Annotated in this window: 12 protein-coding genes; 5 read left to right on the top strand and 7 right to left on the bottom strand. The window is 73.9% G+C overall.

Annotation, left to right across the window (positions count from 1 at the left end):
- Nucleotides 1-34 precede the first annotated feature (34 nt).
- Together E1266_RS02205 and E1266_RS02210 are read right to left on the bottom strand one after the other, a co-directional pair.
- Nucleotides 35-538, bottom strand: a complete 504-nt coding sequence (locus E1266_RS02205) for an anthrone oxygenase family protein (protein WP_132043139.1) — start codon at nucleotides 536-538, stop codon at nucleotides 35-37.
- A 51-nt stretch (nucleotides 539-589) separates the two neighbouring features.
- Nucleotides 590-1,435: an NAD(P)H-binding protein gene (locus E1266_RS02210; RefSeq protein WP_132043141.1), complete on the bottom strand. Its 846-nt coding sequence runs from the start codon at nucleotides 1,433-1,435 to the stop codon at nucleotides 590-592.
- Nucleotides 1,436-1,516: 81 nt separating this feature from the next.
- Between E1266_RS02210 and E1266_RS02215 the strand changes: the two genes are divergently transcribed.
- A complete protein-coding gene (locus E1266_RS02215; protein ID WP_132043143.1) occupies nucleotides 1,517-2,476 on the top strand; it encodes an AraC family transcriptional regulator in 960 nt (319 codons plus the stop codon).
- Here E1266_RS02215 and E1266_RS02220 read toward each other — a convergent pair.
- From E1266_RS02220 to E1266_RS02230, 3 genes are all read right to left on the bottom strand, one after another.
- Nucleotides 2,418-2,972, bottom strand: coding sequence for a hypothetical protein (locus E1266_RS02220; protein WP_132043144.1), 555 nt, complete (start codon nucleotides 2,970-2,972; stop codon nucleotides 2,418-2,420). The two genes, E1266_RS02215 and E1266_RS02220, sit on opposite strands and share 59 nt — an antisense overlap.
- Nucleotides 2,969-3,538 (bottom strand): hypothetical protein, encoded by a 570-nt coding sequence (locus E1266_RS02225; RefSeq protein ID WP_132043146.1) that lies wholly within the window; start codon nucleotides 3,536-3,538, stop codon nucleotides 2,969-2,971. Before E1266_RS02225 ends, E1266_RS02220 begins: the two co-directional genes overlap by 4 nt.
- Before the next feature lie 272 nt (nucleotides 3,539-3,810).
- The gene (locus tag E1266_RS02230; RefSeq protein WP_243718183.1) at nucleotides 3,811-4,932 is read right to left on the bottom strand and encodes a carbohydrate kinase family protein; all 1,122 of its coding nucleotides are present in this window, start codon (nucleotides 4,930-4,932) and stop codon (nucleotides 3,811-3,813) included.
- A gap of 242 nt (nucleotides 4,933-5,174) precedes the next feature.
- On the opposite strand from E1266_RS02230, the gene E1266_RS02235 reads away from it, so the two are divergent.
- Nucleotides 5,175-5,900: a sugar isomerase domain-containing protein gene (locus tag E1266_RS02235; protein ID WP_132043149.1), complete on the top strand. Its 726-nt coding sequence runs from the start codon at nucleotides 5,175-5,177 to the stop codon at nucleotides 5,898-5,900.
- Between the two features lie 93 nt (nucleotides 5,901-5,993).
- Nucleotides 5,994-6,251, top strand: coding sequence for an EF-hand domain-containing protein (locus tag E1266_RS02240; protein ID WP_132043151.1), 258 nt, complete (start codon nucleotides 5,994-5,996; stop codon nucleotides 6,249-6,251).
- An 84-nt stretch (nucleotides 6,252-6,335) separates the two neighbouring features.
- On the opposite strand, the gene pgi is transcribed toward E1266_RS02240, so the two are convergent.
- Nucleotides 6,336-7,982, bottom strand: coding sequence for a glucose-6-phosphate isomerase (pgi, locus tag E1266_RS02245; RefSeq protein ID WP_132043153.1), 1,647 nt, complete (start codon nucleotides 7,980-7,982; stop codon nucleotides 6,336-6,338).
- A gap of 187 nt (nucleotides 7,983-8,169) precedes the next feature.
- Here pgi and E1266_RS02250 point away from each other — a divergent pair, with 187 nt between their 5' ends.
- Both E1266_RS02250 and E1266_RS02255 read left to right on the top strand, forming a co-directional pair.
- A complete protein-coding gene (locus E1266_RS02250) occupies nucleotides 8,170-8,988 on the top strand; it encodes an acyl-CoA thioesterase domain-containing protein (RefSeq protein WP_132043155.1) in 819 nt (272 codons plus the stop codon).
- A gap of 102 nt (nucleotides 8,989-9,090) precedes the next feature.
- The gene (locus tag E1266_RS02255) at nucleotides 9,091-10,470 is read left to right on the top strand and encodes an NADP-dependent succinic semialdehyde dehydrogenase (RefSeq protein WP_132043157.1); all 1,380 of its coding nucleotides are present in this window, start codon (nucleotides 9,091-9,093) and stop codon (nucleotides 10,468-10,470) included.
- Nucleotides 10,471-10,515: 45 nt separating this feature from the next.
- On the opposite strand, the gene paaZ is transcribed toward E1266_RS02255, so the two are convergent.
- The gene (gene paaZ, locus E1266_RS02260) at nucleotides 10,516-12,555 is read right to left on the bottom strand and encodes a phenylacetic acid degradation bifunctional protein PaaZ (RefSeq protein WP_132043159.1); all 2,040 of its coding nucleotides are present in this window, start codon (nucleotides 12,553-12,555) and stop codon (nucleotides 10,516-10,518) included.
- Between the last annotated feature and the right edge of the window lie 92 nt (nucleotides 12,556-12,647).

The raw sequence follows: 12,647 nt of genomic DNA on the forward strand, positions 1-12,647 counted from the left end.
CCCGTAAGTGCGGGCCGCGTCCCCGCGGCGCGGTTCAAGCGTCCTTGCCCCAGAGGTAGACGCCCAGGCTCATCGCGAGGATGCTCACCCAGCTGGCCACGGCCCGCAGGTTGTTCCAAGCCGTCCAGCGGCCGGAGTAGTCCGCCCAGACCTTCGCGGCCTCCGCCGCGTCCGCCGGGATCGCCGTACCGTCCAGGGCGTTGTTCATCGGGATGTTCACCGCGAAGCTCGGGATGAGCGCACCCGCGAAGTACACGCCGGCCGCGACGAAGAACAGCACGGCGGCGGACTTCTCGTCCAGGGTCAGCAGCAGCACCCCCGCCGCGATCGCCACGACCGGGATCAACAGGAACATGGGGATGAACAGCGGGTTCTGGATCTTCTGGTTCATGCCCTGCATGGCCTCGATGGCCGCCGCCGGCCGCGCCGCGTTCAGGCCCGGCATCACGCCGGTGGAGAAGGCGAAGTAGGCCCCGGTCATGCCGGCGGCCATGATGAGGGAAAGGGTCACCGAAGTCCCGGCGAGTACGGATCTCATCGTCGTTCCGATCTGTCGTAGGGCCCTCGAAGGGCCGGGTCGGGGGGCGGGTCAGGAGTTCCAGACGCCGCTGGCCGCGGTCAGCCGCGCGTACTCGGCGAAGTCCCGCGGCTCGCGCCCGAGCGCGCGCCGCACGCCGTCGGCGGGCAGCGAGTTGCGTCCGTCCAGGACGGTCGAGAACAGGTACGTCAGGAAGGCGATCAGCTCCCCCGGCAGGCCGTGCTCCTTGAGCACGGCGGCGTAGTCGTCCACGGCGACCGGGACGAACGCGATGTCCCGCCCCGCCGAGCGGCCGATCTCGGCGACGGCCTCGGCCATGGTGAGGGCGCGGGGCCCGGTCACCTCGTAGACCTCGCCGGTGTGCCCGCCGCGGGTGAGCGCCGCGACCGCCACGTCCGCGATGTCGTCGGCGTCCACGAACGGCTCCGGCACGTCCCCGGAGGGCAGGGCGACCTCGCCCGCGCGGACGGGGTCGAGGAGGTAGTCCTCGCTGAAGTTCTGCGCGAACCAGCTCGCCCGCACCACCGTCCAGTCCATGCCGGACGCCTGGACGATGCGCTCGCACTCCTGCGCCTCGTCCTCGCCCCTGCCGGACAGCAGCACAACGTGCCGCACGCCCGCGTCCCTGGCCCGCCGGGTGAAGGAGCCGATGGCCTCGGCCGCGCCGGGAGCGGCGAGGTCCGGGTAGTAGGAGAGGTAGACCTTCTCGACGTCCCGCAGGACGGGTCCCCAGGTCGTCGCGTCCTCCCAGTGGAAGGCGGGCGCCGCCGACCGGGAGCCCATCCGCACCGGGACGTCCAGGGCCTCCAGCCGCTCCACGACGCGGCGGCCGGTCTTGCCGGTGCCGCCGAGGACGAGGGTGAGGCCGTTCTCGATGTTCCGCACGTCGTTCGTCATGTCCCCGAGTCAACTGCCGGGCGGTTCCGGCCGCCATCGCCGAGAAGCTCGCCCGCATACGCCGGCGTCTACGCTTGCCCCATGGACGCCCTGACCGACCTCCTCGACGGGCCTCGGGCACGAGGCGCGTTCATGCTCCGCGCGTCGTTCAGCCCGCCGTGGTCGCTGCGGATCCAGGACGAGGCGCCCATCACGCTGCTGTCGATGGTGAGCGGCGACGCGTGGCTGACCCCCGACGGTGCCGAGCCGGAGCGCGTCTCCCCCGGCGACATGGCGATCCTCCGGGGCCCCGACCCCTACACCGTCAGCGACGCGCCCGGGACCGAACCGCAGGTCGTCATCCACCCGGGGCAGGTGTGCACCACGCCGGACGGAACGAGCATGTCGGGAACGATGGACCTCGGCGTCCGCGCCTGGGGCAACGACCCCGGCGGGCCGGCGGTCATCCTCGTCGGCACCTACCAGATGCGCGGCGCCGTCACCCGGCGGCTGCTGGCCGCCCTCCCGGCGCTGGCGGTCGTCCGCGGCGACGAGTGGCGGTCACCGCTGGTCGGCGTGCTCGGCGAGGAGGTCGGCAAGGACGAGCCCGGCCAGGACATCGTCCTCGACCGCCTGCTCGACCTGCTGCTCGTCGGGACGCTGCGGGCGTGGTTCGCCCGCCCGGGCGCCGAGGCGCCCGGCTGGTACCGCGCCCACGGCGACCCGGTCGTCGGCCCCGCCCTGCGGCTCCTGCACGACGACCTGTCGCACCCCTGGACCGTCGCCGGCCTCGCCGCCGCGGTCGGCGTCTCCCGCGCCGCGCTCGCGCAGCGGTTCACGAAGCTGACCGGCGAGCCGCCCATGGCGTACCTCACCGGGATCCGCCTCGCCCAGGCCGCGGACCTGCTCCGCGAGAGCGACGCGACGCTGGAGGCGGTGGCGCGCCGGGTCGGCTACGGCACCGCGTTCGCGCTCAGCACGGCCTTCAAGCGCCAGCACGGCGTCAGCCCGCAGGAGTACCGCTCCGCCGCGCCCGCCCGGACGGCCGCCGTACCCGGCTGAGCAGCCTGCGGGCGAGCGGCACGCACAGCCCCGCGGCGGCGATCAGGGTGAGCCCGGTCGCGATCCACTCCCGCGAACCGTCCACCGAGTACACCCGGCTCGGCCTCCCGACGTCGATCGCGGGCACCCGCTCGCCGGCGGAGAGGTCGCCGCGCCCGGCGCCGTACATGCTCGTCTCGTGCGCCTCCGAACCCGCGGCGGGCATGAACGTGCCGTACCAGGAGCACGACTCGTGCCCCGGGTGCTCGACGCACGACAGGCGCTCGGCGGTGAACGTCCCGGACGCCCCGTCGGCGCGTGCCGCCCGCCACACCACGCCAAGGTTCGGCACAGTGAAGAACAGCAGCAGGAACGCCAGCGTGGCCGTGACCGTCACGGTGAATCCCGACGGTGCCCCGCGGGCGCGGCGCTGGCCGCCCGGTGGCCCGGCGTCGTCGCGTTCCGGGTCCCGGCCCGTCTCCTCCGGGTCCCGGCCTGGTTCCCGGACGCCGGTCATACTTCGCTGGGACGGCCGCGGCCGCCGGCGCAGTCGCAGGTGGCCGCGCCGTCGCGGGGCTTCGGCTCATCGCGGCGGTGGAGCAGCATCGCGACCACCATCGGGGCGAACACGACCCCGTTGTAGAACAGGTGCAGCTCGACCCGCGGTATCAGGAACTGGATGAGGCTGGTCGGCACGGGCCGGCCGCCCAGGTTCGCGCCGGCGTGCGCCTGGATGAACAGCAGCAGGTGCTCGAAGTGGTGCCAGACCTGGATGTAGAGGGCGATGTTCCACCACGTCCGCGACCGGCCCGTGAAGCCGGGGCGCAGCAGGACGAAGCCCGCGAGCATCACCAGGGCGTACCCGTAGTGCAGCGCCTCCGACGTGACCAGCCAGGGGAACCACTGCCCGGCCACACCGCGGGACTCCGCCGCGGGCCGCCCGAGGACCCAGATCTGGACGGCCTGCACGACGTGCTCGGCCCAGTGGGCGAGCACGATGAACAGGAACACGTTGAGAGCGGCTCGGTGGTTCCGGGTGTTGAGCCCCGTCATCAGCTTCGACTGATGGGCGATCGCGGTCATGGACGGCTCCCTCGCGCCGTGGTGCGTTTCGTGTCGGTGCGACTGCGTCACGATCAACAGTCACAGCACTCCGCGCCTTTGTCGCCGTGCCGGGCCGATACCGGACGGCGGCCCCGCCCGTGCGCCCGCCGGAGGCGACACGGGCGATTTTCCGGCCCAGATGGGATCGGCACCGGCGCGGCGTCAACCTCCGAGAGCGATTTCGTCGCCGGATGGCCGCAGGCGGCCCCGGCCTTGCGTCCCCCCGGATCACTCGCTACCGGCGAGCGGGGTCACCCGCCGATGCGGAGGGTGGGCTCGGCGCGGACGGGCGAGTCCTCGGCCGCGTCCGGGATGAACTGGACCACGAACGCGTAGTCGGCCAGGACCGACTCGGGGACCTCGCCCGACTCGCCGAAGGCCGCGATCTCGCCCCAGCACGGCGAGCCCAGCGAGCCGCTGTGGTGCCGCACCGAGAGGCCCGCGCACAGGTTGGCGAACCGGAGCCGCTCGGCGAGCGGGAGGCCGGCGAGGGTGCCGAACACGAAACCGGCGGCGAAGACGTCGCCCGCGCCGGTCGGGTCGAGCGCCTCGACCGGCAGCGCGCCGACCTCGGCCCGCTCCCCGGTCGCCGAGTCGATCGCGATGGCGCCGTCCCCGCCGCGCTTCACCACGACGACCGGGACGCGCTCGGCCAGGACCTCGGCGGCCTCCAGCGGCGTGCCCGTGCGGGTGTAGGCCATCGCCTCGGCCGCGTTCGGCAGGAACACGTCCACGTGGCGGAGCCGGTCGAGGACCTCGGCGGGCCACGCGCCGGTCTGGTCCCAGCCGAGGTCGCCGAAGACCAGCGAACCGCGGCCGCGCATGGCCGGGATCCACGGCGGGACGGGGCGGTCGACGTCGACGAAGCACGCCCGGGCGGACGGCGGCGGCTCGCCCGCCAGGTCGTCCACCGGGCCCGGCACCGGTCGGGCGTAGGTCACCATGCTGCGGTCGGAGTCGTAGGCCATCGACACCGTCACCGGTGTCGGCCAGCCGCGGACCCGGCGGGACAGCCCGAGGTCGACGCCCTCCTGCTCGGCGAGGGTCCGCCACAGGTAGGCGCCGAACATGTCGTCGCCGAACGGCGCCGCCAGCCCCACCCGCAGGCCGAGCCGGCTCATCGCGACGGCGATGTTGGCGACGCCGCCGGGGGCCGAGCCGAGCCCGTCGGTGACGAGCTCGGTGCCCGGCGGTGGCAGCCCCGGCAGCCCGGTGAAGATCATGTCCATGAACACGCGGCCGGACAGGAACACGTCCAGCGCGGGCGCCGGGCCGCTCCCGCCGCGCAGCCGCTCCCCCGCCGGCCCGCGCTCGGCGCAGGGGTCGGCGAGGGACGGCTCCGGCGGCACGCCCGGCGCGGTCTGCTGAGTCACGAGGCCCCCCGGGTGCGAGGCTTGGGCACGGTCCTCCGGACCCTAGCCCGCACGGCTGACAAACACGTCTACGTCGAACGTACAGCCGGAACCCGGTCGACTGACTGCCCGTTTTTACCCTTGAGTGCTCTCCTTTCCGTATGGAGTGGGGAGATTTCGCCGGGTCGCGCGACGCCGCCGCCCGTTGATCACCAGGTGTTTCCACCGGCCGCCGCGGGTGGAACGCGAGGAGGAGCTGCCCGATGACCGACTTTCCCGGCCGGGTCCGAGGACTGCTGGACGATCTCGACGCGGCCTCCGGCGAGGCGATCGGGGAGGCCGCCGCGCTGCTGCTGGACTCGGTCGAGGCCGGCGGGATCGTGCACGTCGCGGGGGCCGGGCATTCCCTCGCCCTGGTGTGCGAGACGTTCTACCGGGCCGGCGGCCTCGCCGCGGTCCGCCCCGTCTGGGACCCCCGGGTCCTCCCGCTCGGCGGCGCCGCGCGCAGCACCCGCGCCGAGCGGCGCGCCGGGGCCGGCCGCGCCGTCGTGGAAGCCGCCGCGCCCGCCCCGCCCGACGTCGCGGTCGTGTTCTCCACCAGCGGCCGCAACCCCTACCCGGTCGAGATCGCCGCGGAGTGCGCGGCGCGGGAGGTGCCGGTGGTCGCGGTGACGTCGGTGCGGGCCGCGCGGGGCGCCGCGGCCCGGGCCGCCACGACGCTGGCCGACCACGCCCGGATCGTCCTGGACACCCGCGTCCCGCCCGGCGACGTCCTGCATCCAGCGGGGGCGCCCCGCACGGCCGCCGTCTCCACGGTGCTCGCCGCGTACGCGTGGGCGCGCGTCCTGGCGGCCCTCGACGACCTCGCGGCGGAGCGCGGCGCGGACCCCGCCCGCTGGACGAGCGCGAACGTGCCCGGCGGCGACGCGGTGAACGCGGCGCTGCTGGAGCGGTACCGGCACCGCGTCCCGGAGTTGACTGACGAGTAGGAAAGGGCTTCCTTCCTGCGGCGTTTCGCGCATTGACCGGCTCGCTCCTTATGACATGATGCGTGGCCACATCGGACCGGAACGAGGAGCGAGATGACGACGAGACCGGCCGGGGACGACCTTCTTGCCGTGTTCAAGCGCGCGGACCTCGGCGGCGACGAGAAGCTCGACCTGATGGAGTTCACCCTCGTCCTCGACGAGCTCGGGCTCGCGTGGACGCGCGCCGAGACGCAGGACAGGTTCGAGAAGGCGGACACCAACCTCGACGGGTTCATCTCCTACGGGGAGTTCCGCGCCATCCTGGAGTCCCAGGGCTGGGCGAAGGGCCCGCTGCCCGGCGCACGCGCCTGACCCGCGGCAGGACACCGGCGGGCCCGCCGGCCGTTCCGGCGGGCCCGTCCGTCGTTCCGGGACCCGGGTCCCGGACCCGGGTTGTCAGATCCTGCGGCCGCGCAGTTCGCGGTACCGGCGGACGAGGGCCGCGGTGGACGCGTCGGGCGCCCCGCCCGGCGGCTCGGCGGAGGTGAGCGCGGGCACGAGGTCCATCGCCATGACCTTGCCGAGCTCGACGCCCCACTGGTCGAAGGAGTCGATGCCCCAGATCGTCCCCTCGACGAACACGATGTGCTCGTACAGCGCGACCAGGGAGCCGAGCGTCTTCGGGGTGAGCTTCGGCGCCAGGATCGTGCTGGTCGGGCGGTTGCCCGGCATGACCTTGTGCGGGACGAGCTCCGCGGGCGTCCCCTCGGCGGCGATCTCCTCGGCGGTCTTGCCGAACGCGAGCGCCGAGGTCTGCGCGAGCAGGTTCGCGGTCAGCAGGTCGTGCATGCCCGCCGGCCCCTCGGCCGCCGGCTCAGCGAACGGCTCGGCGAAGCCGATGAAGTCGGCGGGGACGAGCCGGGTCCCCTGGTGCAGGAGCTGGTAGAAGGCGTGCTGCCCGTTGGTGCCGGGCTCGCCCCAGAAGATCTCGCCGGTCTGCGCGACGACGGGCGCCCCGTCGGCCCGCACCGACTTGCCGTTGGACTCCATCGTGAGCTGCTGGAGGTAGGCGGGGAAGCGCGCCAGCCGCTGTGCGTAGGGCAGGACGGCCCGGGTCTGCGCGCCGAAGAAGTCGGTGTACCAGACGCCGAGCAGCCCCATCACGACCGGCATGTTCTCCTCGAACGGCGCGGCGCGGAAGTGCTCGTCGATCTCGCGGAACCCGGCGAGCATCTCGCGGAACGCCTCCCCGCCGATCGCGATCATCAGCGAGAGGCCGATGGCGCCGTCGAAGGAGTAGCGCCCGCCGACCCAGTCCCAGAAGACGAACATGTTGGCGGGGTCGATGCCGAACTCGGCGACGCGCTCGGCGTTCGTCGACACCGCGACGAAGTGCCGCGCGACCGCGGCGTCGTCGCCGAGCCGGTCGACGAGCCACCGCCGCGCCGCCTTGGCGTTGGTGAGGGTCTCCAGCGTGCCGAACGTCTTGGAGCTGACGACGAACAGCGTCTGCTCGGGGTCGAGGCCGGCGAGCTTCCCGACGATGTCGGCGGGGTCGATGTTGGAGACGAACCGGCACGTGACGCCGGCGTCCGCGTAGTCGCTGAGGGCCTCGTAGGCCATGGCGGGGCCGAGGTCGGAGCCGCCGATGCCGATGTTGACGACGGTCGTGATGCGCTTGCCGGTGAAGCCCGTCCACTCCCCCGTGCGGACCCGCCGGGAGAAGTCGGCCATCTTGTCCAGGACGGCGTGGACGTCGCCGGCGACGTCCTGCCCGTCCACGGTCAGCGGCTCGCCGGGCGGGAGCCGCAGCGCGGTGTGCAGGACGGCGCGGTCCTCGCTGACGTTGATGCGCTCGCCGGTGAACATCGCCTCGATCCGGCCGCGCAGCCCCGCCCGCTCGGCGAGCGCCGTCAGCAGCCTCATCGTCTCGCCGGTGACGCGGTGCTTGGAGTAGTCCAGGAGGAGGTCCCCCGCGGTGACGGTCATGCGGCCGACGCGGCCCGGATCGTCCGCGAACAGCTCGCGCAGGTGCCGCCCGGCGATCTCCGCCTGATGCGCCGCCAGCGCGGACCACTCGGGCGACTCGGTGATATCTGACATTGCCTCTCTCATCTCCTCAGGGGCGTGCGGGCACCGATGTCCCCGGGGTGCCGCGCCGCCCCACCGGCGATCATAGGTCGACCGCGCGTGACCGTATCAGGGCCGGTCCCCGCCGCGCAGGCGACCGGAGCCGCCGGTAGGGTCGCCCCCGGTGCGAGGCGGGGTGCGAGGCGCAGGAGGTTCCCGGATGAGCGAGGTCCCCACGGAGCTCACGCGGATGTTCGAGCTGGCGGCGCTCGGCGGCGACTCCTTCCTCGCCACCTCGCCGCCGGTCGGGCGCCCGCGCCTGTTCGGCGGCCAGGTCGCCGGGCAGAGCCTGCGCGCCGCGTGCCTGACGGCGGACGGCCGCCCGCCGCACTCCCTGCACGCCTACTTCATCCGCCCGGGGACGCCGGACGAGCCGCTGGCGTTCGACGTGTCCCGGACCCGCGACGGCCGGTCGTTCTCGACCCGGCACGTCACGGCGAGCCAGGGCGGGAAGCCGATCCTGGAGCTCATCGCCTCGTTCCACGACCCGGAGGACGGGTTCGACTGGCAGGACGGCGCCCCGGCCGGGGTGCCGGGCCCCGAGGGGCTGGAGCCGCTGGAGCTGCCCGCGTTCCTCCGCCATCCGCCGGGCTTCGACGTCCGCGTCGTGAACCCGCCCCCGGAGGGCGAGTGGCCGGTCGCGCACCCGTTCTGGATCCGGGCGGCGGGGCCGCTGGACGACGACCCGGCGCTGCACGCCTGCCTGGTCGCCTACCTGTCGGACATGGGGGTGGTCAGCAGCGCCCGCGCGCCGGGCTCGCCGCGCGACCTGGTCACGGCGGTCACGCTCGACCACGCGGTGTGGTTCCACCGGCCGCCGCGCGCCGACCGGTGGCTGCTCTACTCGGTCGGCCCGGTCGCGAACCACGGCGCCCGCGGCCTCGCGCGCGGGACGCTGCACACCGCGGACGGGACGCTGGTCGCCTCGATCGCCCAGGAGGCGCTGCTGCGTCCCGCGGCCGGCGCGGCACGGAGCTAGCCCGGCCCGCCGCGTGGGCCGCGGCCGCCCGCGCCGGGCGTTTCCGGGACGGTCCCTCGGGCACCCCGCTGAGAACAGCGGACATCCAGGGAGTACCCCGACATGACGACGATCGCCACGACCAACCCCGCCACGGGGGAGGTCGAGAAGACCTTCGACGCGCTGGCCGACGAGGAGGTCGACCGGCGGATCGCGCGGGCGGCGGAGACGTTCGCCTCCTTCCGGACGACGAGCCTCGGGCAGCGGGCGGAGTGGATGCGCGCGGCGGCCGGCATCCTCGACGGGGAGGCCGACCGGATCGGCGCGATGCTGACGACGGAGATGGGCAAGACGCTGAAGGCCGCCGTCGCCGAGGCGCAGAAATGCGCCAAGGCGTGCCGGTTCTACGCCGGGCACGCGGAGGAGTTCCTCGCCGGCAGGCGCCCGGCCGACGCCGGGGACGTGGGCGCGAGCGACGCCTACGTGCGCTACGAGCCGCTCGGCCCGGTGCTGGCGGTCATGCCGTGGAACTTCCCGCTCTGGCAGGTGATCAGGTTCGCGGCGCCGGCCCTGATGGCGGGCAACGTCGGGCTCCTGAAGCACGCCTCGAACGTCCCGCAGACGGCCCTGTTCCTGGAGGACCTCTTCCGCCGCGCCGGGTTCCCCGAGGGCGCGTTCCAGACGCTGCTCATCGGCTCGTCCAAGGTGGAGCGGGTGCTGCGCGACCCGCGGGTGAAGGCCGCGACGCTCACCGGGAGCGAACCCGCTGGGCGGTCCGTCGCCGCGATCGCCGGGGACGAGGTGAAGCCGACCGTCCTGGAGCTCGGCGGCAGCGACCCGTTCGTGGTGATGCCGTCGGCCGACATCGGGGCCGCCGCGCGGACGGCGGCCGACTCGCGGTGCCTCAACAACGGGCAGAGCTGCATCTCGGCCAAGCGCTTCATCGTCGACGCCGCGTGCGCCGACGAGTTCGAGCGGCTGTTCGTCGGGAACATGCGGGCGATGAGGGTCGGCGACCCGATGGACGAGTCCACCGACGTCGGCCCCCTCGTCAGCGAGGAGGGGCGCGCCGAAGTGGAGGAGCTCGTCGCCGACGCGGTGGGCAGGGGCGCCGAGGTGCTGTGCGGCGGCGAGCGCCTGGACGGCACCGGCTGGTTCTACCCGCCGACCGTCCTCTCCGGCGTGACGCCCGACATGCGCATGTACCACGAGGAGGTCTTCGGGCCGGTCGCCTCCCTCTTCCGGGTCGGCGGGATCGCGGAGGCCGTCGAGGTCGCGAACGCGACCGGCTTCGGGCTCGGCTCGAACGCCTGGACGCGCGACGACGCCGAGCGGGAGCGGTTCGTCCGCGAGCTGGACGCCGGGCAGGTCTTCATCAACGGCAAGACGACCTCGTACCCGGAGCTGCCGTTCGGCGGCGTGAAGCGCTCCGGCTACGGCCGCGAGCTTTCGGCGGAGGGCATGCGCGCCTTCTGCAACGCCAAGACGGTGTGGGTCGGCTGACCCGGGCGGCCCCGCCCGGCCGGGCGGGGCCGCCGGCGCGACTCGTCAGTCCTGCTTGGGGCGCTTGGCGACGAGCGTCAGCACGTCGTACTTGGCGACCGAAGCGCCCTCCTGGTTGGTGACGTCGGTGTCCCAGCGCACCTCGCCGTAGCCGGCGCCCTCGCGCGGCGTGATCTGCTTGGCGGTGAGCGTGACGGTCAGCTCGTCCCCCGGCTTGACCGGGGTGAGGAACCGCAGGTTCTCCAGCCCGTAGTTCGCCAGGACGGGCCCGGGGGCGGGGTCGACGAACAGCCCCGCGGCGAACGACACGACGAGGTAGCCGTGCGCGACCCGCCCGCCGAAGAACGGGTTGGCCTTCGCGGCGTCCTCGTCCATGTGGGCGTAGAAGACGTCGCCGGTGAACTCGGCGAAGTGCTCCACGTCGTCGAGGGTCACGGCCCGGGGGCCGCCGACGGCGGTGTCGCCGACGCGCAGGTCCTCCAGGTGCTTGCGGAACGGGTGCTCGTCGGTGACCGTCCGGTCGGTGCCGGGGACCCACCGCCCGGTGATCGAGGTCAGCATGGCGGGCCCGGCCTGCACGGCGGTGCGCCGCATGTGGTGCACCACCCCGCGGATCCCGCCCATCTCCTCGCCGCCCCCGGCGCGTCCCGGGCCGCCGTGGACGAGCGCGGGCAGCGGCGACCCGTGCCCCGTCGACTCCTTGGCGTCCTCGGAGTTCAGCACCAGCAGCCGCCCGTGCCACGGCGCGGTGCCGAGCACGACGTGCCGGGCGAACTCCGCGTCGGCGGTCACGACCGACCCGGCGAGGCTGCCGCGACCCCGCACCGCGAGCAGCACGGCGTCCTCGGCGCCGTCGTAGGGCAGCAGCGTGCTGACCGGCCCGAACGCCTCGACCTCGTGCGGCTCGGCGCGGGCGGTGTCGTCGGCGCGCAGCAGGATCGGCGACATGAACGCGCCCCGCTCGGCGTCGGCGCCCCGCACCTCCACGCGGCCGGGGTCGCCGAAGACGAGGCGCCCGGCGTCCAGCAGCGCCTTCAGCGAGCGCCGCACCTCCTCCCGCTGGTCGAGGCCGGCGAGCGCGCCCATCCGCACCTCCGGGTCGGCCGGGTTCCCGACCGTGACCTTCGCCAGCCGCTCGCGGACGGCCTCGGCGACGTCGTCGATCAGCGCCGCGGGGACCAGCGCGCGGCGGATCGCGGTGCACTTCTGCCCCGCCTTGACGGTCATCTCCGCGACGAGCTGCTTGACGTACAGGTCGAACTCGGCGGTGCCGGGCGCGGCGTCCGGCCCGAGGATCGAGCAGTTCAGCGAGTCGGCCTCGGCGTTGAACCGGACCGCGTTGCCCACGATCGAGGGGTGGGTGCGCAGCAGCCGGGCGGTGGACGCCGACCCGGTGAACCCGACGACGTCCTGTTCGGTGAGGTGGTCGAGCAGGTCGCCCGGGTCGCCGCAGACCAGCTGCACGGTGCCCTCCGGCAGGATGCCGGACTCGACGATCAGCTCGACGAGCCGGGCCGTCAGGTAGGCGGTCTGGCTCGCGGGCTTGATCAGGCTCGGCACGCCGGCGAGGAACGCGGGCGCGAGCTTCTCCAGCGGCCCCCAGACCGGGAAGTTGAACGCGTTGATCTGCACCGCGACGCCGTGCGACGGGGTGCACAGGTGCTGCCCGACGAACGTCCCGCCCTTCCCGAGCGGCTCGACGTCCCCCTCGATCAGCACCGTGTCGTTCGGCAGCTCCCGCTTGCCCTTGCTCGAATAGGCGAACAGGACGCCGATGCCGCCGTCGACGTCGAACTTCGAATCGCCCAGGGTCGCGCCCGTCCGCGCCGACAGGGCGTACAGCTCCTCGCGATGCTCCCGCAGGTGGGACGCCAGCGCCTTCAGCAGGGCCGCCCGCTGGTGGAACGTCAGCTCCCGCAGCACCGGGCCGCCGACCCTCCGGCCGTACTCCAGCGCACCGCCCATGTCGACGCCCGCCGACGAGATCCGGGCGACCTCGTCCCCGGTGACGGCGTCGCGCAGCGGCACCCCCTCGCCGTCCGGAGCACGCCATGAACCCGAGACATAACTGCGCAGCACGACCACTTTGGACCTCCTCGTCCATTGCTCTGAGTCTTCCTGCCACCTACGAGCCTCGTTCACGCCTCGCAGACATGACAGCCGGGACCCGGTGCTTT

This window comes from Actinomadura sp. 7K534 (assembly GCF_004348575.1).
GTDB lineage: Bacteria > Actinomycetota > Actinomycetes > Streptosporangiales > Streptosporangiaceae > Spirillospora > Spirillospora livida.